The sequence below is a fragment of the Pseudomonadota bacterium genome (assembly GCA_038533575.1).
Classification (GTDB): domain Bacteria; phylum Pseudomonadota; class Alphaproteobacteria; order Rhodobacterales; family Rhodobacteraceae; genus Shimia_B.
Genome location: JBCAYL010000001.1, coordinates 2,234,273 through 2,256,040, shown reverse-complemented (window position 1 = coordinate 2,256,040; position 21,768 = coordinate 2,234,273). Strand labels below are relative to the sequence as shown.

The window sequence follows — 21,768 nt, the reverse complement described above, 5'->3', positions numbered from 1 at the left end:
CCAAATGCGCTAGCCCGCGCCCGGCAACACCCAGAGGCAGCGACCCATGAAATTCACCCTCTCCTGGCTGAAGGACCACCTGGAGACCGAGGCAAGCGTGGCGGAAATCGCGTATGCGCTCACCGATCTCGGGCTCGAGGTGGAAGGCATCGAAAACCCCGCGGAGCGGCTTTCGGCCTTTACCATCGGCAAGGTGGTGAGTGCGGAGCCGCACCCCGATGCCGACCGGCTGCGCGTGTGCCAGGTGGAGACGGGGCTCGAGGAGGAGACCGGTGCCACGACGCAGATCATTTGCGGCGCGCCCAATGCGCGTGCGGGGATCACGGTCGTCATTGCCACGCCGGGGACTTACGTGCCGGGCATCGACACGACGATCGGCGTGGGCAAGATCCGCGGCGTCGAAAGCTACGGCATGATGTGCTCGGAGCGGGAGATGGAGCTCTCCGACGAGCATGACGGCATCATCGAGCTGCCGTCCGGCGAGGTGGGCCAGCGCTTCGTGGATTGGCTGGCGGAGCACGATCCCTCCAAGGTCGACCCCGTGATCGAGATCGCCATCACCCCGAACCGCCCCGATGCGCTGGGCGTCCGCGGCATCGCGCGCGATCTCGCGGCGCGCGGGCTCGGGACGATGAGGGCGCGGGAGCTTTCCGCGCCCGTCGAGGGCAGCTTCCCGTGCCCGGTGAGCGTGACCATCGCGGAGGATACGCTTGCGCAGGCGCCGGTTTTCTACGGGCGTCTCGTGCGCGGCGTGAAGAATGGGCCGTCGCCCGACTGGCTCCAGCAGGCGCTACGGGCCATCGGGCTCCGGCCCATCAGCTTCCTCGTGGATGTGACGAACTTCTTCACCTACGATCGGAACCGCCCCCTCCACGTCTTCGATGCGGACAAGATCGCGGGCAGCGCGCTCCGGCTCTATCGCGCCAAAGGCGGGGAGGAGATCACCGGCCTCGACGAGAAGGATTACACCTTCCCCGAGGGTGCGACGATCATCGCCGATGACGAAGGCCCCGAGAGCATCGCGGGTGTCATGGGCGGGCTGCGCTCCGGCGTGACGGAGGAGACGGTGAACGTCTTCATCGAGGCGGCGTATTTCGACCCGGTGCGCACCGCCTATACGGGCCGCGCGATGAAGATCAATTCGGACGCGCGCTACCGCTTCGAGCGGGGGATCGATCCGGCATGGACGCCCGAGGGCCTCGATCACGCCACGCGCATGATCATGGATCACGCGGGCGGCGAGGCCTCCGAGGTCGTGGTGGCGGGGTCCATCCCTGACACGGGCCGCTCCTATAAGCTCGATACCGCGCGGGTCGAAAGCCTCGTGGGCATGGAGATCCCCGCCGAAACGCAGCGCGCGACGCTCAAGGCGCTGGGCTTCACGCTCGAGGGCGACATGGCCCATGTCCCCTCCTGGCGGCCCGATGTGCTGGGCGAGGCGGACCTCGTGGAGGAGGTGGCGCGCGTGGCCTCGCTGACGAAGCTCGAGGGCAAGCCGCTCCCGCCCGTGGGCGGGCGCATGGGCGCGGGCCGCCCGATCCTGACAGCGGGCCAGCGGCGCGAGCAGACGGCGCGGCGCACGGCGGCGGGCCTCGGCTACAACGAATGCGTGACCTACAGCTTCATCGACCAGCCCTCCGCGGAGGCCTTCGGCGGCGGCACCGCGGCCACGGCGCTGGAGAATCCGATCTCGAGCGACATGAGCCACATGCGGCCCTCGCTTTTGCCGGGCCTTCTGCAGGCGGCGGCGCGCAACCAGGCGCGCGGGATGGCCGATCTCGCGCTCTTCGAAGTGGGGGCGACCTGGGCAGGTGGCGAGCCCGAGGACCAGGGCGCCTCGCTCAGCGCGGTGCTCGTGGGCCAGACCGGGCCGAAGGACGTGCACAAGGCGCGTCGCGCAGTCGACTTATATGACGCGAAGGCCGACGTGGAGGCGCTCCTCGCGGCCCTTGGCGCGCCCGCGCGCGCGCAGATCCGCCGCGAGGCAAGCCCGTGGTTTCACCCAGGGCGCTCGGGCGTGATCGCGCTGGGCAAGACCGTGCTGGCCGAGTTTGGCGAGCTTCACCCCAAGGCCCTTGCGGCCCTCGACGTGAAGGGGCCGGCCGTGGCCTTCACCCTCTGGCCCGGCGCGATCCCGACAAAGCGAGCGACCGGCGCGGCGCGGTCGGCGCTGGGTGTGAGCGACCTGCAGGCCGTGGAGCGAGATTTCGCTTTCGTCGTGGGCGCGGACGTCGAGGCGCTGACGCTGGTGAATGCCGCCATGGGCGTGGACAAGACCCTCATCGAGGAGGTGCGGGTCTTCGACGAATTCATCGGCGGGAGCCTCGGCGAAGGGCAGAAGTCGCTTGCCGTCGCCGTGCGGCTCCAGCCCCGGGAGGCGACGCTGAAAGAGGCCGAGATCGAGGCAGTGAGCGCCAAGATCGTGGAAAAGGTCGTGAAGGCCACGGGCGGCGCGCTGCGCGGGTGAAGACTTGCCCGTCCCGGACGTGATCCGGGACCTCGCGCCTTGTGACGTGGAAGCCCCGGGTCAGGCCCGGGGCGTGAAGTGCAGCAAGCCCTGCGCAGCACCTAAAGCGGCCCCGGGGCAGCTTTTTTGGAGGATGGAATGCAACTCAATGTCTACCTGAGCGGCGAGATTCACACCGACTGGCGCGAGGAGATCGTCGCGGCCTGCAAGGGGCTCGCCGTGAGCTTCTCCGCCCCGGTCACCGACCATGCTGCGAGTGACGATTGCGGCGTGGCGATCATGGGGGCGGAGGACCAGAAATTCTGGCACGACCACAAGGGCGCCAAGCTCAACGCCATACGCACGCGCACGGCGATCGAGGCGGCGGACGTCGTCGTTGTCCGCTTCGGCGAGAAGTACAAGCAATGGAACGCGGCCTTCGACGCGGGCTACGCGGCCGCCCTCGGCAAGAGCCTCATCGTCGTCCACGGCGCCGATCATCAGCACGCGCTCAAGGAGGTGGACGCCGCCGCGCTCGCCGTGACCGACGACCCGAAGAAGGTCGCCGATATGCTGCGCTACGTCCTCGAGGGTACGCTCCCCGCCTGAGGCACACGAATTTTTGCAAAAATTTGTAGCGCGCGCGGGGAGGCCGGTGGAGGGCGTCTAGTCCCTTGCGGGGATGTGGAGGCCCTTCTGGACGGCGGGGCGCTCCATGAACCGGTCGAAGTAGCGGGTGACATTCTTGAAGTCGTCCCAGCCGAGCGTGTCTTTCGTCCCGTAGAAATTGAGCGCGTTGAGCCAGGGCACGATGGCGATATCGGCGATGGAATAGTCCCCTGCGACCCAGTCGCGGCCCGCCATGTGGCCGTCGAGCACAGCAAGCAGGCGCTTGCCTTCGGCGATGAAACGCTCGCGCGGACGCGGGTCTTCGATGTCCGCTCCGGCGAACTTGGTGAAAAAGCCGAGCTGGCCGAACATGGGCCCGAGCCCGCCCATCTGCCACATGAGCCATTGCGTGACAAGGGCGCGTTCCGCTGCGCCCTTGCCGCCGAGCTGGCCCGTCTTGTCGGCGAGGTAAAGCAGGATCGCGCCGCTTTCCCAAAGCCCGATGGGCGCGCCGCCCGGCCCGTTCGGGTCGATGATGGCGGGGATCTTGTTGTTGGGGTTGAGCGACAGGAATTCCGGCGATTTCACATCCGCGTCCGAGAGCGTCACCTTGTGCGCCTCGTAATCGAGCCCGAGCTCCTCGAGCGCGATGGCCGCCTTCACGCCGTTCGGCGTCGGAAATGAGAAGAGTTGGAGGATGGAAGGATCCTGCGGGACCCACTTAGACGTGATCGGAAATGCGGAGAGGTCGGCCATGGGGCGCTCCTTGGTTGTGCAAAAACGAGCCTAGGCGGAAATATCCGACGAAAAAGCCATGAAACTGTGCGCCAAGGCAGGTATGCCTCTGCCCATGCGGCCAGAAAGAGCCGCGTGACCCATGCCAGCAGATCAAAGGGGCTTTTCAATGATCAATGAATTCAAGGATTTCATCGCCAAGGGCAATGTCATGGACATGGCCGTGGGCATCATTATAGGCGCGGCCTTCACGGCCATCGTGACCTCCCTCGTGGGCGATCTCATCAATCCGATCATCGCGCTTTTCACGGGCGGCATCGACTTTTCGGGCTGGTTCTACGTGCTGGGCGAGGGGTCTTGCGCCTCCGTGGCGGCCTGCGAGGAGGCCGGGATCGCCGTCTTCGCCATCGGCAATTTCCTGATGGCGATCATCAATTTCCTGATCATCGCCTTCGTCGTCTTCCTGCTCGTGAAGATGGTGAACCGCATCAAGGACGCCGCCGAGAAGGAGGAAGCCCCCGCCGAGGAGGCGCCCAAGGGTCCGACGCAGGAAGAGCTCCTGATCGAGATCCGCGACGCCCTGCGCCAGCAAAGCGCCTGAGGTCGCGCGGGCACCCGCGCACAAAAATACACTGCGCGGCATCCGCGCAAAGAAAAACCCCGCGGCCGGATCGGCTGCGGGGCGTCTTTTTCCAGTGCTGGAGAGGGGGGCTTAGAGCATCCCCTCGCGCTGGGCCTTCTTCCGTGCGAGCTTGCGCGCGCGGCGGATCGCTTCGGCCTTTTCCCGGGCTTTCTTCTCCGACGGCTTCTCGAAGTGCTGCTTGAGCTTCATCTCGCGGAAGACGCCCTCACGCTGCAGCTTCTTCTTCAGGGCACGGAGCGCCTGGTCGACGTTGTTGTCGCGAACACTGACCTGCATGTGGTTTTCACCACCTTTCTAATCTGGTTGCAGTTAAGCAGGAGGTGGCGGGGTAACAGGGAACGCCCTAGTTGTCCAGCGTGCCATGGTAAGGAGTGTGACATGAGCGATCCGAAGGCGGAGCTGGTGGAAGCGGCCCTGGGCCACGTCGTGTTCGACGGCTGGTCGGAGGTGACCTTCAAGGCCGCCGTGGCCGACAGCGGCGTGGAGCCGGAGTTGGCCCGCGCGATCTGCCCGCGGGGAGCGCTCGATCTGGCCGTGGCGTTTCACAAGTCGGGCGACGCGGAGATGACCGCGCGCATCGCTGCCGAGGATATGAGCGCCCTGCGCTACTCGGAGAAGGTGGCGCGCTGCGTGCAGATCCGGTTCGAGGTCATCCCTGACAAGGAGGCCGTACGCCGGGGCGCCACGCTCTTTGCGCTGCCGCAGCACGCCGCAGAGGGCACGCGCCTCATCTGGGGCACGGCGGACGCGATCTGGGAGGCGCTCGGGGACACGTCGGAGGATTACAACTGGTACACCAAGCGCGCGACGCTCGCGGGCGTCTATTCTTCCACGCTGCTCTACTGGCTTGGCGATGACAGCCTGGAAAGTGCGGCGACGTGGGATTTCCTCGACCGCCGCATCGGGGACGTGATGACCTTCGAGAAAGTGAAGGGGCAGGTCAACGAGAACCCGCTCCTGCGCACCGTCTTCGCGGGGCCGCTCTGGCTCGCCTCCATGGTGCGCGCGCCGGGCAAGGCCGACCTCCCCGGCGGAGGCTAGGCGGCGCGCAGGAGCACCCACCAGAGCGTGACGAGGTGAAGCGCGGTGATGGCCGTGTTCGCCACAACCACCGGGTTGCCGAGGCCCACGATCGGGACCGTCAGAAGTTTGTAGACGCATTGCAGCGCGAGCAGCGTGACGAGCGCCGTCGACCACCATGGAGGGGCGGACAAAAGCGCAGCTAGGAGCCCGAGGCTCGCCACCAGGATCGCGAGGTAGACGGCTGTGAGGATACCGCGGGCAGGGCTCGGCGGTCCGTAAGCCGCGTCCATCCCGGCGCTCCCGGAGAGGAGCGCGGCGCAGAGCGGGGCGAGCACAGCGACGTTCATCGCCAGCGAGAGGATCGGCAGGGCGTTCGACATCGGTCCGGCTCCGGTTGCATCGACGGTCCTGCTTGGTACGCATGACGGGTCAAAGAGGATGACCGCCCATGCCCGACACGATGCGCGCAATCGAAATCTCGGCCCCCGGCGGGCCCGATGTCTTGAGGGAGACGACGCGGCCCCGGCCCGTGGCAGGACACGGCCAGGTGGTGATCCGCGTGGCCTATGCGGGCGTGAACCGGCCCGACGCGCTGCAACGGGCGGGCGCCTACAACCCGCCGCCCGGTGCATCGGACCTCCCGGGCCTCGAGGCTGCCGGCGAGGTGGTGGAGGTGGGCCCGGGGGCCGAGGGCGTCTCCCCGGGGGACCACGTCTGCGCGCTCCTGCCGGGGGGAGGCTATGCCGAGTACGTGGCCACGCCCGCGGCCCATTGCCTGCCCGTGCCCGAGGGAATGGCGCTCTCCGACGCGGCCTGCCTGCCGGAGACGTTCTTTACCGTCTGGTCCAACGTCTTCATGCGCGGCGGGCTCCGCGCGGGAGAGCGTTTCCTCGTCCACGGCGGCTCCTCAGGCATCGGGACGACCGCGATCCAGCTCGCCGCGCATTTCGGCGCGCGGGTCTTCGCCACAGCAGGCTCGCCTGAGAAATGCGCGGCCTGCGTGACGCTCGGGGCGGAAAAGGCGATCAACTACCGCGAGGAGGATTTTGTCGAGGTGCTGCGCGCCGAGGGCGGTGCGGACCTGACCTTATGCATGGTCGGCGGGCCCTACATCGCGCGGAACCTCAAGGCGCTGGCCGACGACGGCCGCCTCGTTCAGATCGCGTTCCTGCAAGGCCCGAAGGCGGAGGTGAATTTCACACAGCTCATGACCCGCCGCCTCACCATGACCGGCTCAACCCTCCGCCCACAATCGGACCTCGCCAAAGCCCGCATCGCCGCAGAACTCCGCGAGCACGTCTGGCCCCTGCTGGATGCAGCCCGCATCGCCCCCGTCATGGACAGCGAGTTTCCCCTAAGTGCGGCCAGCGAGGCCCACGCGAAGATGGAAGCCGGCACCCACATCGGTAAGATCGTGCTGAAGGTGAGCTAGGCGCCAAAGCGGTTTGCCTATCACTTCATAGATGTCCAAGCGCATTTTGCACGGCAGCGGGGCGCGCGTTATCTCACCGGGTCGAAAAGCGCATCGGAAGCGGTGCAATCGCGGATGACGTCGCTGCCGCAGGGGCGGGGGACGAGGCCGCGGGTCAAGCAGATGCGGGCTTCCTGAATGTAGCCGTCCCGGCAGGTGATGGTGATCATGTCTTCGGTGAGGTCGGGGTTCGACTGGAGGAAGGCGTCTTCGATGACCTTAGCACTGATCTCGAACTGACGGTCGAGGCGGCGGAGAACCTCCGGCCTGACCACTTGCTCATAGGCGAAGCGGCTTTGGGAGTAGTATTCGGAAGCCGACACGCCTGCGCAGGTGCCGTGCTTTCTCCATTGGTGCCAGGCCAGCCCGCTCGAGCCCATGATATCGGCCATCGCTCCCGTCATGCGGCGCGAGGGTGGGCGTTCCGCCGTGGGGCAATAGGAGGGCCAGCCGCGCTCGTATTGCGGCCAGAGGCCGTGGAGAGACCAGCCGAGATCGCGCGTGCATTGTTCCGCGCCGCGGGCATCGCCCTCGCGGGCGCACCAGTTGGGCGACCAGCTCAACGCCAGCACGTAGTAGTCGAAATCTCCCGGGCGCTCGCCCTCGGCCCGGAGCGGGGCGGCGGCGAGCAGGAGGAGCGCAAGGATCAGTCGCATATCAGGGCTTTCCCTTTCAGGCCCTCCCGCTAATATCGCTGCCAAGTTTCCCCACAAGGTAACCTGTCCCGGCCCCCGGGACCGCCGCGAGGCAGCGGGGAAAGTGCATTTGAATGGAGGCAAGAATGGCCGACGGAAAACCGATCATGGCAAAGGCCACCGCCGTTTGGCTGGTGGACAACACGACGATCAGCTTCAAGCAGATCGCGGATTTCGTGGGCCTGCACGAGCTCGAGGTGCAGGGCATCGCCGACGGAGACGTCGCCGCAGGCGTGAAAGGCTTCGATCCGGTCGCCAACAACCAGCTCGACCAGGACCAGATCGACGAGGCCGAGAGAAACCCGGCGCACAAGCTCAAGCTCAAGTACTACGCCGCTGCCCAGGGCGAGGAAAAGCGCCGCGGCCCGCGCTACACGCCGCTCTCCAAGCGCCAAGACCGACCCGCCTCGATCCTCTGGCTTGTGAAGTTCCACCCGGAGCTTTCGGACGGCCAGATCGGCAAGCTCGTGGGGACGACGAAGCCCACGATCCAATCGATCCGCGACCGCACGCACTGGAACATCTCAAATATCGAGCCGATCGATCCTGTGGCGCTCGGGCTCTGCAAGCAGTCCGAGCTCGACGCCGCCGTGCAGAAGGCCAATGCCAAGAAGGCCGCCGAGGGCACCGCGATGTCCGATGACGAGCGTCGTAAGCTCGTCTCCACAGAGCAGAGCCTCGAGATGGACGCCGCGGAGCCGAAGATCCCCACCGCCATCAGCGGGCTCGAGACGTTCTCGCTCAGCGGTGGGAGCGACGAGGACGAAAAGGAAGAGGCCCTGCCGGACGCCGACAGCTTCTTCAACCTGCCCGACGACAAGAAGGGCGACGACGACGAGGATTAATCGGCCGTGATCCGCGCCACGAGGCCCCGGGCGACCGGGGCCACCACGAGCACCACCGGGAAGGCGATGGCCCAGGACACGCTCCAATTGCCCATCCAGATGCCGAAGACGCCCTCGATGAACCCCACGGCGCGCACGGTCGAAAGCCCCGAGACGATGAACGACATGAGTCCGCTTAGGATGAAGCCGAAGGCGATGGGGGCGAAGCGGGCTGGGATCATGGCGGGAGCTTATCGCGCCCGCCGGTCCCTGGGCAGGGCTATTTCTGTGCGCTGACGCAGTGCCCCCGGTCAGCGCGCCCGGTTTTCGAAGATCACCCACGTGAAGCGCACGCCGCGGGCGGCAGATGCGGGCTGCAGCGCACCCCGGCGATGAAGGCGCCTGCGGTGAAAGCCCGTCGCGCGGAGATGCGCGGCGCGGACGGGCCAGGTGCGTGTGCCCGCGCGCCCGTGGCGGAGGGCGAGGATGAGCCGCCCGCCTGGCGCGGTGAGGGCCGCGAGCCGCTGAAAGGCCCGCACCTGGTCCCGCGGGGTCAGGTGATGAAAGACACTGAGACAGAGGACGAGATCGAAGCGGCCCCGCACCCGGGCGAGACGCGGCAGCCTGTCGTCCAGGCGGGGCAGGGCGCTGTCCCAGAGCGCGGCCGTTGGCTCCACGGCCGTGACGAAGGCGCGCTCTGCGAGGTGGCTGGCGAGTTCGCCCGTGCCTGCGCCCACGTCGAGGATGCGTTTCCCGTTGAGCCAGGCTGCCATGGGCGCGCGCCAGCGCTCTATGTTCACGTCGCGCCACTGCGTCCGGAGCGTGGGGGCCGCGTCGCGATAGGCGCGGGCGATTTCAGCGTATCCAGTCAAGGCCTTCCACGGTTGTCCGTGCGGGCTTGTACTCCCCGCTGACCCAGCCCCTGTAGCCCACGGCATCGAGCATTTCGAAGAAGGCTTGGTGATCGAAGGGGGCGGCGCCCGGCTCGTGGCGGTCATCCACATTGCCCACCTGGACGTGGCCCGCGCGGGCGCCATGCGCCTCCCAGGCTGCCGTCACGTCCCCGGTGATCTGGTAGGCATGGAATGTGTCGAATTGCAGTTCCACGTTGGGCGCGGCCACCGCGTCGAGGATGCGGGCGGCCTGGTCGTAATCGTGCAGAAAATAGCCGGGCATCGTGCGCCGGTTGATGACCTCGAGGGTGAGCTTCTGCTTCGGGGCCTCTGCGGCGGCCCAGCGGATATTGTCGATTAAGCAGGCCTCGGCCTCCGGGCCGTCGGCCACGCCCGACATGATGTGCACGAATTCGGGCTTGAGCACGCCCGCGTAGCGCATCGTCCGTGCGAAATCCCGGCGAAAGCGCGGGGCGAGCTCCGGCACGGCGGCCCAGCCCTGCTGGCCCCCGGTGTAGTTGGGCGGTGGGCAGTTGATGAGGACGACCTTCACGTTCGACATCACGCAGGCATCGCGCAGCTCTTGCGCGTTGACGTCGTAGGGCGAAAGGATCTCCACGCCGCCGAAGCCCGCCTCGGAGGCAGCGCGGACCCGCTCGATGAGCGGCAGTTCGGTGAAAAGCCATGTCAGGTTGGCGCAGTACCGGGGCATTCAGAAGCGTTCCACGGCAGGGCGCAAGGTCAGCTCGTTGGACCAGGCGGAGGGCGGCTGATCGATGAGATGGAGGTAGCTGTCGGCGATGGCGTCCGGGCTCAGCTGCGCTTCGTTTCCCGGCTCCGTGGCGATGGCGCCGTCGATGTTGATCCAGGCGATGTGGATGCCCTTGGGGTGCAGCTCGCGCGCCATGCTCTGGGCGAGCCCGCGCTGGGCGAATTTGCCCATCGCGAAGGGTGCCGAGTTGGGAAAGCCCTTCACGCCCGCGGAGGCCCCGGTGAAGAGGATGGTGCCTTTGCCCCGGCGGGACATTTTTTGCGACGCGGCCTGGCCCATGAGAAACGCGCCGAAGGCCGTGACCTCGATGGCACGGCGGACCTCCGCCGGGTCGAGCTCCGCCACCGGGCCGCGCACCCGGGCTGACGGGTTGTAGATGGCCACGTCGAGCTCTTCGAGGCCTGCAACGATGCCCTGAATGGCGGCGGCATCGGTGGCGTCGGCGCGGTGCGTGACAGCGCCCGTCTCCTCGGCGACGGCCTCCATGCGATCGCCGCGTGCCACGAGATGGACCGGCCCCCGCGGTGCGAGCTTGCGCGCCAGCGCAGCCGACAGGCCCGCACCTGCGCCGATGATGAGGCTCGTCATGTCCTGTTCTCCGCTGATGCCTCGGGCTCGTCGGCCGTGGCCTCGCGCAGATCTTCCGCGGGAATGATCGGAAAGAACGTGCCGGAGGACCACACGCCGAACCATCCGTCATGCTCGGCACCGAGATCCACGAGGCGGTAGAAGCTCTTGCGATCGATGAGGGCTTCGAGATTGGCGCGCATGAGCACGTAGGGTGCGGGCTCGCCCGTGTCCGGGTCCCGCTCCACGCGGATGGGATGCGCGCGCCCGGCCACGGCCTCGTCCTCCACGTGGGTGACGAAAGTCAGAACCTGCGCCTCGCCTTCACCCTCCACGCTGAAATCCTGCGCGACGAAGGGGGCGTCTTCCACGCGGATGCCGACCTTTTCCACCGGGGTGACGAGAAAGTAGTCCTCCCCGTCCTTGCGCAGGATCGAGGAGAAGAGCTTCACGAGGCCCGGCCGCCCGATCGGCGTGCCCATGTAGAACCACGTGCCGTCGCGGCGGATTTCCATGTCGAGGTCGCCACAGAAGGGCGGGTTCCAGTCATGGACCGGCGGATGCCCCTTTTTCTTGCGGGCTGCCTGCGCAGAGGCGGCGATGCTTTCAGCCGAGGGTTTCACGATATTTTCAGCAGACATGGTTTTTGCCATTCCCTCTTCTGACGTTAGGTTCTGACATAGACCGGCGCGAGGAGAGAGACCATGACCGACGAGACCGACCTTGTTGCCGAAATCGAGGAGCTTGGAGAGAAACTCCAGCGCGCGCGGGAGAGTATCGGGGCGCGCTTCATCGGTCAGGACCGGGTGGTGGAGCTGGTGCTCGCGGCACTCGTCTCCGGCGGTCATGCGCTTCTTATCGGCCTGCCGGGGCTGGGCAAGACCCGCCTCGTGGACACGCTGGGCACGGTCATGGGCCTCGACGACCAGCGCGTGCAGTTCACGCCGGACTTGATGCCGGCCGATATCCTGGGCTCCGAGGTGTTGGAAACCGCCGCCGATGGCACGCGCAACTTCCGGTTCCTCGAGGGCCCTGTCTTCTGCCAGCTTCTCATGGCCGACGAGATCAACCGCGCCAGCCCGCGGACGCAATCGGCGCTCCTTCAGGCCATGCAGGAAAAGGCAGTCACCGTGGGCGGCGTCTCGCGCCCTCTGGGCAAGCCCTTCCACGTGCTCGCGACGCAGAACCCGATCGAGCAGGAGGGCACCTATCCCTTGCCCGAGGCGCAGCTCGACCGCTTTCTCGTGGAGGTGAATGTGCCCTATCCCGACCGGCAGACGGAGAAAGACATCCTCATCGCCACCACCGGCGTGTCGGATGCGCAATCCACCAACGTCTTCACCACCGAGGAGCTCATGGGCGCCCAGACGCTGGTGCGCAGGATGCCGGTGGGCGATGCGATCGTGGAGACGATCCTTGATCTCGTGCGCGCTTGCCGCCCGGCGGAGCCCACCGCCCCGCAGATCGTGCGAGACAACGTCTCCTGGGGCCCGGGGCCGCGCGCTGCCCAGGCGCTCATGCTCACAGTGCGGGCCGACGCGCTTCTCGGCGGGCGGCTCGCGCCCTCCATCGAGGATGTCATCTCCATGGCGCGCCCGGTGCTGCGGCACCGCATGGCGCTGAGCTTCTCGGCGCGCGCGCGGGGGGAGAGCATCGATAACGTCATCGACACGGTCGTCGCGCAAGTCACACGGACGGAGGCCGCTGCGTGACCGAGCCGCTGGTCCTGCGCGCGGCGGCTGAAGAGCTGGCCGCGCCGTTTCCCGCGCTTTTGGCGGGGGCCGAGCATCTTGCCGCGACCGTCCTCCTCGGGGCACATGGCCGCCGGCGGGCAGGCACGGGGGATGATTTCTGGCAGTACCGGCCTGTGCAGCATGGCGACGCGGCGCGCATGATCGACTGGCGCCGCTCGGCCATGGCCGACACCGAATTCGTGCGCGAGCGGGAATGGCAGATCGCGCAATCCGTTATCCTCTGGGTGGATTACGCGGCCTCGATGAACTTCGCCTCCGCCACCCACCAATCCAAGGCCGCCCGCGCGCGGCTCCTGGCGCTGGCGGTCTCTATCCTGCTCCTGCGCGGCGGGGAGCGCGTTGGCTTTACCGGCTTCGAGCTCCCGCCCCGGGCTGGCGAGCACCAGATCGAGCGCCTCGCCACGGCGCTCAGCATTTCAGGCGACGGCGCGGATTTCGGCGTGCCGGAGGCGCGGGGCATGCTGCCCCATTCCCGCGCGCTTTTCATTTCCGATTTCCTCGGGGATCCGCGCCCCGTGGAAGACGCGCTCCGGAAAGCCGCCGATCGCGGCGTGGGCGGCGCTCTCCTCATGGTGCTCGATCCCGAGGAGGAGGCCTTCCCCTACGATGGTCGCACGATCTTCCAGTCCATGGGCGGCGGCGTGCTGCACGAGACGCTGAAGGCGGGCGAGCTGAAGGACCGCTACCTCGATCGCCTCGCGGAGCGGAAGGACCTTCTCGCCGGATGGGCGCGCGCGGCGGGCTGGCAATTCAGCGTGCATCACACCGACAGCTCGGCGCAGCCCGCGCTCCTCTGGCTCTACGGCGCGCTGGAACGGCATCACTGATGTGGACGCTGGGGCCCATAGGCTTTGCCGCGCCGCTCCTTCTGACCGCGCTCGTGGCGCTCCCGGTGCTCTGGCTCATCCTGCGCGCCGTGCCGCCCGCGCCGATCCGCCGGCGCTTTCCCGGCGTCGCGCTCCTGCTCGGGCTCGATGACGACGACGCGACCACCGACAAGACCCCGCTTTGGCTTCTCCTCCTGAGGATGCTTGCCGTGGCCGCGGCGATCCTCGGCTTCGCGGGCCCGGTGCTCAACCCCGAGACCGATGAGGCGGGGGACGGACCCATTCTCGTCCTTCTCGATGGGGGCTGGGCCGAGGCGCCGACCTGGACCGCGCGAATGGAGCGGGTGGAGGCCCTCCTTGCCGATGCCGCGCGGGATGCCCGCCCGGTGGCCATCGCCCAGCTCACCGATCAGGACGACGTGATCTTCCAAGGTGCGGAGAACTGGCCCTCGCGCCTGGCGGGCTTCGAGCCCGCGCCGTGGCTGCCTGATGAGGCGGCGCATGGGGAATTCGCCGCCCGCATCGCCGATCTCGACGGTTTCGAAACGTTCTGGATGTCCGATGGCCTCGCTCGCCCGGGGCGGGAAGACCTCCTCTCCGCGCTCGAGGCGAAGGGCCCTGTGCGCGCCTTCGAGAGCCCAAGGCCGGTCTTCGCGCTCGAACCCGTGCGGTTTGAGGACGGCGAGATCCGTGTCACCGGGCACCGCCTCCGCGGCGCGGGCGAACTCACGGCCACGATCCAGGCCTTCGGGCGGGACCCGTCCGGCGTCGAACGCATCCTCTCCACCGCCACGCTCGACTTTCCCGAAGGCGCGTCGCAGGCGGGCACCGCGCTCGTCCTGCCGCCCGAGCTGAGGAACCGCATCACGCGCTTTGCCGTAGCCGGCAGCCGCGCCACCGGGGCCGTGGCACTCACAGACGATGGCCTCCGCCGCCGGGAAGTCGCGCTCATGGCGGGCCGCGAAGATCGCGAGGGGCTCCAGCTCCTGTCGCCGCTGCACTATCTGGAGCAGGCGCTGGTGCCCACGGCGGACCTCATCGACGGGGCCATGTCGGACATCCTGCTCGCGAACCCGGACGTGATCGTGCTCGCCGACGTGGCGCAGGTCTCGGACGCGCCGGACGTGCTCGACTGGGTCGAGCGGGGCGGCGTGCTCCTGCGCTTCGCGGGCCCGCGCCTCGCCGCAGCCGACCTCGGACGCGACAGCGAGGACCCGCTTTTGCCCGTGCGGCTCCGCGCCGGGGGCCGCTCCGTGGGCGGCGCCATGAGCTGGGGCGAGCCGAAGACGCTGCGCGAATTCGCGCCGGCCTCGCCCTTTTTCGGCCTTGCCGTGCCCGAGGATGTGAACGTTACCGCGCAGGTCCTCGCGCAGCCAGATCCCGAGCTCGCCGAGCGCACCATCGCCACGCTCACCGACGGCACGCCGCTGGTGACGCGGAAGCGCGTGGGCGACGGGCAGGTGATCCTCGTCCATGTAACGGCCAATGCGGAATGGTCCTCCCTGCCGCTCTCGGGCCTTTTCGTGGAGATGCTCGAGCGTCTCGCGATCTCCTCGCGCCCGCCGGTGCCCGCCGCCGAGGACCTCGCCGGCACGATCTGGCAGCCCGAGAGCCGCCTGACCGGCTTCGGCGAGATTGAGCCTGCCGGCGTGACGGCTGGCATCGAGGGCGAACTTCTGGCCACCGCCACTCCCGGGCCGGACCTGCTACCGGGCCTCTACAGCGGCGAGGACCGGACCATCGCCGTGAACGCCGTGCCGCGGGAGGCGTCTTTCTCGAGCTTCGCGTGGCCAGCGCGCATCGGCGTCGAAGGGCTCGACGTGGTTCGCGAGACGCCGCTCAAGGGCTTCGTCCTCATGGCCGGGCTCGCGTTGCTGCTCATTGATCTCCTGGCCTCGCTCTGGCTCTCGGGCCGTCTCACCGGGCCCCGCGCCGCGGCGGCCTCGCTCTTTATCGCGGTCTTCGCGATGCCTGCCGATGCGCAGGACGGCTTCGCGCTCGACGCCACCTCCGAGGTGGTGCTGGGCTACATCATCACGGGGGACCCCGCGCTCGATCAGACGTCGCTCGAGGGGCTGCGCGGCATCTCTCGCACCCTCTTCCAACGGACCTCTGTGGAGCCGGAGGACCCCATCGGCGTCAATATCGAGGTCGATGAGCTGGCGTTCTTTCCGTTTCTCTACTGGCCGGTCACGCCCGCCCAGCCCACGCCGAGCGCCGAGGCCTATGCGCGGCTCAATCGCTATTTGCGGGGCGGGGGGATGATCCTCTTTGATACGCGGGACGGCGATGCGGCGCGCTTCGGCGCGACTTCTCCGGCCGCGCGGAAGCTTCAGGAGCTCGCCCGCCCGCTCGATATCCCGCCCCTCGAGCCCATCCCGGAGGACCACGTCCTGACTCGGGCCTTTTACCTGCTGCAGGACTTCCCGGGCCGTTCCATGGGGGCGCCGGTCTGGGTGGAGGCCGCGCCTGCAGATGCCGAGCGCGTGGAAGGCATGCCCTTCCGAAACCTCAACGACGGCGTGACGCCCGTCGTCGTCGGCGGCAACGACTGGGCCTCGGCCTGGGCCATCGATCGCGCGGGCAACTGGCGTTTTCGTGTGGGATCGGGCTTTGCCGGGGAGCGGCAGCGGGAGATCTCGCTGCGCTTCGGGGTGAACCTGATCATGCATGTGCTCAGCGGCAATTACAAAAGCGATCAGGTCCACGTGCCCGCGCTCCTCGACAGGCTGGGCCAGTGATGAACGGGCAGGTGATCTTCGACCCGCTCCTGCCGATGGTGGCGGTCTATGTCGCGCTCGGCTTGGCCCTCGCGCTCGTGGCCTTCGGGGCCTGGCGCGGGCTCGCGGGCTGGTGGCTCCGTGGGCTCGCCGTGCTCGCGATCTGCGGGGCGGTAGCGAACCCGTCGCTCCAGCAGGAGGAGCGCAACCCGCTCTCCGACCTCGTGCTCGCCATCGTGGATGACACGGCCTCCCAGGGCCTATCGGATCGCACGGCCCAGACGGCGGCAGCGCTCGCCGATCTCGAGCGCGAGGTGGCCGCGCGCGGCAATACCGAGCTCCGCGTGACGCGAGTCCCCGACGGGCCGGGCGATACCGGCACGGCGCTCATGGCGGCGGTCTCCGAAGCGCTGGCCGAAGCGCCGCAGGCGCGGATCTCGGGCATTCTCGTCATTTCCGACGGGCGCACGCACGACATCGAAGCCGCCCCCGACCTGCCCGCGCCGCTGCATCTCCTGCGCACGGGCCGCAGCGAGGATTGGGATCGCCGGCTCGTCGTTACCGGCGCGCCGGCCTTCGCGATCCTGGGCGAGCCGGTAACGCTGACGCTCCGCATCGACGATCTGGGCACGGCGCCCGAGGGCGGCCTCGTCCCCGTGCGCGTGAGCGTGGACGGTGACACGCCCCAGGAATTCCAGGTGCCCGCGGGCCAGGACCTCGACGTGCCGCTCACGCTGCCCCATGGCGGCATGAACGTGGTGCAGTTCAGCACGCCTGAGGCCGAAGGCGAGCTCACCGACCGCAACAATTCGGCCATCGTGCAGATCAACGGCGTGCGCGACCGGCTGCGCGTGCTCCTTGTTTCGGGCGAGCCCCATCCGGGCCAGCGCACCTGGCGCAACCTCCTGAAATCGGACGCCAGCGTCGATCTCGTGCATTTCACCATTCTGCGCCCCCCGGAGAAGCAGGACGGCGTGCCGGTGACCGAGCTCAGCCTCATCGCTTTTCCCACGCGGGAGCTCTTCCAGGAAAAGATCGACGAATTCGATCTCATCATCTTCGACCGCTACAAGCGGCGCGGCATCCTGCCTGCGATCTATCTCGACAATATCCGCCGCTACATCGAGGGAGGTGGCGCGGTCCTGCTGGCAGCCGGGCCCGATTTCGCCTCCGCCGAGTCGCTCTACCGCTCGCCCCTGGGTGACGCGCTGCCGGCCACGCCCACGGCGCGGGTGGTGGAGGAGGGCTTTGCCCCCGCGCTCACCGATGTGGGTCGCAAGCACCCAGTGACCGAGGGCCTCGATGCCCTTGCGCCCGAGGGCGGCTGGGGGCGCTGGTTCCGGCTGGTGGAGCTCACGCCGAAGCGCGGCAATGTCGTCATGAGCGGGGAGGGGGAGCGCCCGCTCCTCGTGCTCGACCGCGTGGGGGAGGGGCGCGTCGCGCTTCTCGCCTCCGACCAGGCCTGGCTCTGGGATCGCGGCTATGGGGGCGGCGGCCCGCAGCTCGAACTGCTGCGCCGGCTGGCGCACTGGATGATGAAGGAGCCCGAGCTCGAGGAAGAGCAGCTCACCGCCACCGCCGAGGGTCAGGTGATGACGATCCTGCGCCGTACGCTGGGCGATGCAGTGGGCCCGGTGACCGTCACGCGGCCCGACGGCGAGACGGTGACGCTCGATCTCGAGGAGGTCTCGCCGGGCCGCTTCGAGGCGACCTATGAGGGGCCGCTCCTCGGCCTCTACCGCCTGAGCGAGGGCGAGGAGACGACGGTGATCGCGCTCGGGCCCGCCGCGCCGCGCGAATTCATCGACACGCTTGCCACGGGCGATGTCATGGAGCCTGTGATCGCGCCCTTGCGCGGCGGCGTGGTGGCACTGGAAGACGGATCTCCGGACCTGCGCAACGTGCGCGCGGGGCGGCCCGCAGCGGGGCGCGGCTGGATCGGGCTCACCCCGCGGGAGGCCTTCGTGACCTCGGACATCCGTGTGACGACGCTCATTCCGGCCTGGGCATTCCTGCTCCTCGCCGCGGGTCTGATCCTCGCGGCCTGGCTTAGGGAAGGGCGGCGGTAGACTCCGTTAGGACGGACTTTCTCACGCGCCTTTGGAAGGCGATTCACCTAGCCGCTTCGACGCGGGTTTGGTTCAGCTTGACGGCAGGGAAAACGGATAGGCCCGCGCGCCCCAGCCGCCCACGCTCTCGCTCACGAATAGCTCCACGTCCGTCACCCCCGCAGGGATGTCGATGGTATGCGAGCGGGTGAAGGGCTGCTCATTCACGTGGGGATGGGCCAGAACGCGGGTGCCGAGCACTTTCCCGTCGGGCAGGCGGACCTCCCAGCCGTCGGCGTAGTCGTCCCATCCGGTATCGCCATGGGCCACGGTCACGGAAAAACGCCAGGCGTCGCCCGAGGGTGAGGCCTCGATACGGGTGATCTCGGCCGGGTCGGCGAGGGCGGGGCCCGCGATCAAGGGCAGGGCGAAGCAGAGCATGCGCATGGAGAAAGCGTACCACGATCCCCGCGCCAAAGCCCCATCACCGCTCCGCGAGGTGCCCCAATTTCGCCATCCTTGCGCACTACCCCGCTGGCATGGCGAAAAGCTTCGGATATCGGCTGGTGCGCGCGGGGATCGCGGCGCTCGCGCTCCTCATCGGCGCGGGCCACGGGGCCCAGGCCAGCGACACGCCGCTTGAGACGCTCGAGACAGGCGACGCCGTTCGCCAATGGGAGGCCGTCGGCCGTCTTGATATCGGCGGGCGGGGCTTCTGCACCGGCGCGCTCATCTCCGACACCCTGGTGCTCACCGCCGCGCACTGCCTCTTCAACCGCGCCACCGGTGAGCGGATCGACCCGGCGACGATCGAATTCCGCGCCGGCTGGCGCAATGGCCGCGCGGAGGCCTACCGCATGGTGCGCCGCGGGGTCATCCATCCCGATTATGCCTATGACAGCCAGGTCACCACTGCGCGCGTCAAGAACGACGTGGCCCTGCTGGAGCTCGCCCGGCCCATCCGCCAGGGTCGTATCGAGCCCTTCGCCATCGCCTCCCGCCCGCGCAAGGGCGAACGGGTGGGTGTCGTGAGCTACGCCGCCGACCGGGCCGAGGCACCGTCCCTGCAGGAGGCCTGCCGCGTAATGGCGCGCCAGTTCGGGATGCTGGTGCTGAGCTGCGACGTGGATTTCGGAAGCTCTGGCGCACCGGTCTTCACCTTCTCCGGCGAGCGCCCCGAGATCGCCTCGGTCATCTCGGCCAAGGCCGAGGTCAATGGCGAGCGCGTCGCGCTGGGCACGGGGCTCACGCGCCAGATCGCCACGCTCCATGACGCGCTGGCGGCGGGTCAGGGCGTCTTTCAGGACGCGCCGCCGCAGATCCGCCGAATCGGGCAGTCGAACCCCGGCATGAGCGCGAAAACCATCAGGCCCTGAGGGCAATACATTGTTATCAAACGATTAAATCTTGCGCATTGGCCCTTGAAGCCCGGCGCAGCGTTTCCCATTTATCGGGTATCGGAGGCCGAAAAGGCTCCGACCATAATCGCCCTGGGCCCGAGATGGGGCAGGGCATCGCACCCATCGCTTTGAAAAGGATGACACCATGCGTACCCTTGATTTTGCACCGCTTTACCGCGCCACCGTGGGCTTCGACCAGATGGCCGACCTGATGGACCGGGTCCTCACCAACGACGCCGGCGCGCAGAGCTACCCCCCTTACAACATCGAGAAGACGGCCGACGATGCCTATCGCATCTCCATTGCTGTCGCCGGCTTCACCGCCGATGAACTCGACGTCGAGGTGAAAGAGCACGCGCTCCACGTCTCCGCCAAGAAGGCCGAGGACACCGAAGCGCGCAAGTTCCTGCACCGTGGCATCGCCACCCGCGCCTTCTCGCGCCGCTTCCATCTCGCTGACCACGTGAAGGTGACCGGCGCAGCCCACGAGAACGGCATGCTCCACATCGACCTCGTGCGCGAAGTGCCCGAGGCGCTGAAGCCGCGGAAGATCGAGATCGGCCAGTCCCGCGCGATCGAGGCGGATGTCGTCGAGGCCTAGTCGGCCGAGATGAACTCTGACGAGATCTGATTGGGGGCCGTCCCACGGGGCGGCCCTTTTCTTTTGCGCCTGATGGGATCCTGCTGTGAGCCCCTCTTGATGCGGACGTGGGGGCCAGCCCCCACACCCCCGAGGTACGTGGCACAAAGAAACCGGGGCTAGGCGCCTCGTTGCTCCCTACCGTCCTCCGGCTGGATCGGAGAGAGCCAGATGGCCTGGAGACGGGACAGGGCCGCCTGAAGCAAGCCCGCCCTCAGACGCTCATGCAGAGATACTTCATCTCGAGGAACTCATCGATCCCATGGTGCGAGCCTTCGCGACCGAGCCCAGACTGCTTCACGCCGCCGAAGGGCGCGACCTCGGTGGAGATGATGCCCGTGTTGATACCGACGATGCCGTATTCCAGCGCCTCGGCGACCTTGTAGACCCGGCCGAGATCGCGCGCGTAGAAGTAGGCGGCGAGGCCGTAGATCGTGTCATTGGCCATCTCGATGACGTCGTCTTCGCTCTCGAAGCGGAAGAGCGGGGCCATTGGGCCGAAGGTCTCTTCCCGGCTCACCTTCATGTCCTGCGTGACGCCGGTGAGGATCGTAGGCTCAAAGAACTGCCCGCCTAGCGCGTGCGGCGCGCCACCGAGGATCACCTCCGCCCCCTTGGATGTGGCGTCGGCGATGTGGTCTTTCACCTTGTCGACCGCGGGGCCGGAGATGAGTGGGCCGAAATCGGCGCCGTCAAAGCCGTCGCCGACGGACAAATTCTCGACGGCGGCCACGAACTTTCGCGAAAATTCGTCGTACACCCCCGCCTGCACATAGATCCGGTTGGCACAGACGCAGGTCTGCCCGTTGTTGCGGAACTTGCAGGCGATGGCGCCGGTGACAGCGGCGTCGAGGTCGGCATCGTCAAAGACGATGAAGGGCGCATTGCCCCCGAGCTCCATGGAGACCCGCTTCACCTGCGGTGCGGCCTGTTCGAGAAGAATGCGGCCCACGCGGGTGGAGCCCGTGAAGGTGATCTTGCGCACCGTCTCGTTCTCGCAGAATTCCTTTCCGATGGCGGAGGCGTCGTTCGAGGGCACGATCTGGAGGAGGCCCGCCGGCAGCCCCGCGCGATTTGCCAGCACGCCGAGCGCCAGAGCCGAGAGCGGGGTGAGCTCTGAGGGACGCGCCACGAAGGCGCAGCCTGCCGCGAGAGCCGGGCCTGCCTTCCGCGTGATCATGGCATTGGGGAAATTCCACGGTGTGATCGAGGCGGCCACGCCGATGGGCTGCTTGATGACGGTGATACGCTTGTCGGACGCGTGGCCGGGCACTGTCTCGCCGTAGATGCGCTTGGCCTCCTCGGCGAAGAACTCGATGAAGGAGGCGCCATAGGCGATCTCGCCCTTTGCTTCCGCGAGGGGCTTTCCCATCTCCGCGGTGAGGATCGTGGCGAGGTCGTCCTGGGCGGCCATAATGAGCTCGTACCAGCGGCGCAGGATATTCGCGCGGTCCTTGGCCGGCCGCGCGGCCCAGGCCTTTTGCGCCACGCGCGCGCCCTCGATGGCGCAGGCCACGTCGCGGCGGTCGAGGTCGGCGACCTCGGCGATCACATCCCCCCGGGCGGGGTTCGTGACGGTGAAGGTCGCGCCTGAGGTCGCGTCGTGCCAGCCTCCGTCCATATAGGCCTGGGTGGCGAGAAGCTCGGGATCGTCGAGCATGGCGGCGAGGTTCGTGGCTGTGTCGAGCATGGGGGCCTCCG

23 protein-coding genes are annotated in these 21,768 nt (G+C 67.9%); 12 read left to right on the top strand and 11 right to left on the bottom strand.

Features of this window, described 5'->3' with window-relative positions; translation table 11 throughout:
• Positions 1-46 precede the first annotated feature (46 nt).
• A complete protein-coding gene (gene pheT / locus AAFM92_11445; GenBank protein MEL7300988.1) occupies positions 47-2,467 on the top strand; it encodes a phenylalanine--tRNA ligase subunit beta in 2,421 nt (806 codons plus the stop codon).
• Between the two features lie 138 nt (positions 2,468-2,605).
• Positions 2,606-3,055, top strand: coding sequence for a YtoQ family protein (locus tag AAFM92_11440; GenBank protein MEL7300987.1), 450 nt, complete (start codon positions 2,606-2,608; stop codon positions 3,053-3,055).
• A 57-nt stretch (positions 3,056-3,112) separates the two neighbouring features.
• Here AAFM92_11440 and AAFM92_11435 read toward each other — a convergent pair whose 3' ends face one another.
• Positions 3,113-3,811, bottom strand: coding sequence for a glutathione S-transferase N-terminal domain-containing protein (locus tag AAFM92_11435; protein ID MEL7300986.1), 699 nt, complete (start codon positions 3,809-3,811; stop codon positions 3,113-3,115).
• A gap of 148 nt (positions 3,812-3,959) precedes the next feature.
• Between AAFM92_11435 and mscL the strand changes: the two genes are divergently transcribed.
• The gene (gene mscL / locus AAFM92_11430) at positions 3,960-4,391 is read left to right on the top strand and encodes a large conductance mechanosensitive channel protein MscL (protein ID MEL7300985.1); all 432 of its coding nucleotides are present in this window, start codon (positions 3,960-3,962) and stop codon (positions 4,389-4,391) included.
• A 111-nt stretch (positions 4,392-4,502) separates the two neighbouring features.
• Here the strand turns inward: mscL and rpsU are convergent, their stop codons facing one another.
• Entirely contained in the window at positions 4,503-4,709 is a 207-nt protein-coding gene (gene rpsU, locus AAFM92_11425) for a 30S ribosomal protein S21 (GenBank protein ID MEL7300984.1), read from the bottom strand.
• 102 nt (positions 4,710-4,811) lie between these two features.
• Between rpsU and AAFM92_11420 the strand changes: the two genes are divergently transcribed.
• Complete coding sequence (locus AAFM92_11420; GenBank protein MEL7300983.1) at positions 4,812-5,474, top strand: COQ9 family protein; 663 nt, start codon at positions 4,812-4,814, stop codon at positions 5,472-5,474.
• On the opposite strand, the gene AAFM92_11415 is transcribed toward AAFM92_11420, so the two are convergent.
• The gene (locus tag AAFM92_11415) at positions 5,471-5,836 is read right to left on the bottom strand and encodes a hypothetical protein (protein ID MEL7300982.1); all 366 of its coding nucleotides are present in this window, start codon (positions 5,834-5,836) and stop codon (positions 5,471-5,473) included. The genes AAFM92_11420 and AAFM92_11415 overlap by 4 nt on opposite strands.
• Positions 5,837-5,904: 68 nt before the next feature.
• Here AAFM92_11415 and AAFM92_11410 point away from each other — a divergent pair, with 68 nt between their 5' ends.
• Positions 5,905-6,888, top strand: coding sequence for an NAD(P)H-quinone oxidoreductase (locus tag AAFM92_11410; GenBank protein ID MEL7300981.1), 984 nt, complete (start codon positions 5,905-5,907; stop codon positions 6,886-6,888).
• Between the two features lie 68 nt (positions 6,889-6,956).
• On the opposite strand, the gene AAFM92_11405 is transcribed toward AAFM92_11410, so the two are convergent.
• Positions 6,957-7,583 (bottom strand): ribonuclease T2, encoded by a 627-nt coding sequence (locus tag AAFM92_11405; GenBank protein ID MEL7300980.1) that lies wholly within the window; start codon positions 7,581-7,583, stop codon positions 6,957-6,959.
• 125 nt (positions 7,584-7,708) lie between these two features.
• Between AAFM92_11405 and AAFM92_11400 the strand changes: the two genes are divergently transcribed.
• Entirely contained in the window at positions 7,709-8,467 is a 759-nt protein-coding gene (locus tag AAFM92_11400) for a DUF1013 domain-containing protein (GenBank protein ID MEL7300979.1), read from the top strand.
• Here AAFM92_11400 and AAFM92_11395 read toward each other — a convergent pair.
• The 5 genes from AAFM92_11395 to AAFM92_11375 all read right to left on the bottom strand — a co-directional run bounded on the left by AAFM92_11395 (position 8,464) and on the right by AAFM92_11375 (position 11,319).
• Positions 8,464-8,688, bottom strand: coding sequence for a DUF2798 domain-containing protein (locus AAFM92_11395; protein ID MEL7300978.1), 225 nt, complete (start codon positions 8,686-8,688; stop codon positions 8,464-8,466). The two genes, AAFM92_11400 and AAFM92_11395, sit on opposite strands and share 4 nt — an antisense overlap.
• A 69-nt stretch (positions 8,689-8,757) precedes the next feature.
• Positions 8,758-9,318, bottom strand: coding sequence for a class I SAM-dependent methyltransferase (locus AAFM92_11390; GenBank protein MEL7300977.1), 561 nt, complete (start codon positions 9,316-9,318; stop codon positions 8,758-8,760).
• Positions 9,302-10,051: a TIM barrel protein gene (locus tag AAFM92_11385; protein ID MEL7300976.1), complete on the bottom strand. Its 750-nt coding sequence runs from the start codon at positions 10,049-10,051 to the stop codon at positions 9,302-9,304. The genes AAFM92_11390 and AAFM92_11385 overlap by 17 nt, the downstream gene beginning before the upstream one ends.
• Positions 10,052-10,699 carry an SDR family NAD(P)-dependent oxidoreductase gene (locus AAFM92_11380; protein MEL7300975.1) on the bottom strand — a complete coding sequence of 216 codons (648 nt, stop codon included), beginning with the start codon at positions 10,697-10,699 and terminating at the stop codon, positions 10,052-10,054. It lies immediately after the preceding gene.
• A complete protein-coding gene (locus AAFM92_11375) occupies positions 10,696-11,319 on the bottom strand; it encodes a DUF1285 domain-containing protein (protein MEL7300974.1) in 624 nt (207 codons plus the stop codon). The genes AAFM92_11380 and AAFM92_11375 overlap by 4 nt, the downstream gene beginning before the upstream one ends.
• A gap of 63 nt (positions 11,320-11,382) precedes the next feature.
• Here AAFM92_11375 and AAFM92_11370 point away from each other — a divergent pair, with 63 nt between their 5' ends.
• Genes AAFM92_11370 through AAFM92_11355 form a run of 4 tightly spaced genes read left to right on the top strand, consistent with a single transcriptional unit; the run spans position 11,383 to position 18,048 of the window.
• Positions 11,383-12,390, top strand: a complete 1,008-nt coding sequence (locus AAFM92_11370) for a MoxR family ATPase (protein MEL7300973.1) — start codon at positions 11,383-11,385, stop codon at positions 12,388-12,390.
• Positions 12,387-13,259, top strand: a complete 873-nt coding sequence (locus AAFM92_11365; protein MEL7300972.1) for a DUF58 domain-containing protein — start codon at positions 12,387-12,389, stop codon at positions 13,257-13,259. Before AAFM92_11370 ends, AAFM92_11365 begins: the two co-directional genes overlap by 4 nt.
• Positions 13,259-16,000 carry a DUF4159 domain-containing protein gene (locus AAFM92_11360; protein ID MEL7300971.1) on the top strand — a complete coding sequence of 914 codons (2,742 nt, stop codon included), beginning with the start codon at positions 13,259-13,261 and terminating at the stop codon, positions 15,998-16,000. The genes AAFM92_11365 and AAFM92_11360 overlap by 1 nt, the downstream gene beginning before the upstream one ends.
• Entirely contained in the window at positions 16,000-18,048 is a 2,049-nt protein-coding gene (locus tag AAFM92_11355; GenBank protein ID MEL7300970.1) for a hypothetical protein, read from the top strand. Before AAFM92_11360 ends, AAFM92_11355 begins: the two co-directional genes overlap by 1 nt.
• Before the next feature lie 72 nt (positions 18,049-18,120).
• Here the strand turns inward: AAFM92_11355 and AAFM92_11350 are convergent, their stop codons facing one another.
• Positions 18,121-18,468 carry a hypothetical protein gene (locus AAFM92_11350; GenBank protein ID MEL7300969.1) on the bottom strand — a complete coding sequence of 116 codons (348 nt, stop codon included), beginning with the start codon at positions 18,466-18,468 and terminating at the stop codon, positions 18,121-18,123.
• A 98-nt stretch (positions 18,469-18,566) separates the two neighbouring features.
• On the opposite strand from AAFM92_11350, the gene AAFM92_11345 reads away from it, so the two are divergent.
• Both AAFM92_11345 and AAFM92_11340 read left to right on the top strand, forming a co-directional pair.
• The gene (locus AAFM92_11345; GenBank protein MEL7300968.1) at positions 18,567-19,403 is read left to right on the top strand and encodes a trypsin-like serine protease; all 837 of its coding nucleotides are present in this window, start codon (positions 18,567-18,569) and stop codon (positions 19,401-19,403) included.
• A gap of 169 nt (positions 19,404-19,572) precedes the next feature.
• On the top strand, positions 19,573-20,028 hold the full coding sequence (locus AAFM92_11340) for an Hsp20 family protein (GenBank protein MEL7300967.1): 456 nt from the start codon (positions 19,573-19,575) through the stop codon (positions 20,026-20,028).
• A 253-nt stretch (positions 20,029-20,281) separates the two neighbouring features.
• On the opposite strand, the gene AAFM92_11335 is transcribed toward AAFM92_11340, so the two are convergent.
• The gene (locus AAFM92_11335) at positions 20,282-21,757 is read right to left on the bottom strand and encodes an NAD-dependent succinate-semialdehyde dehydrogenase (GenBank protein ID MEL7300966.1); all 1,476 of its coding nucleotides are present in this window, start codon (positions 21,755-21,757) and stop codon (positions 20,282-20,284) included.
• Positions 21,758-21,768 lie beyond the last annotated feature (11 nt).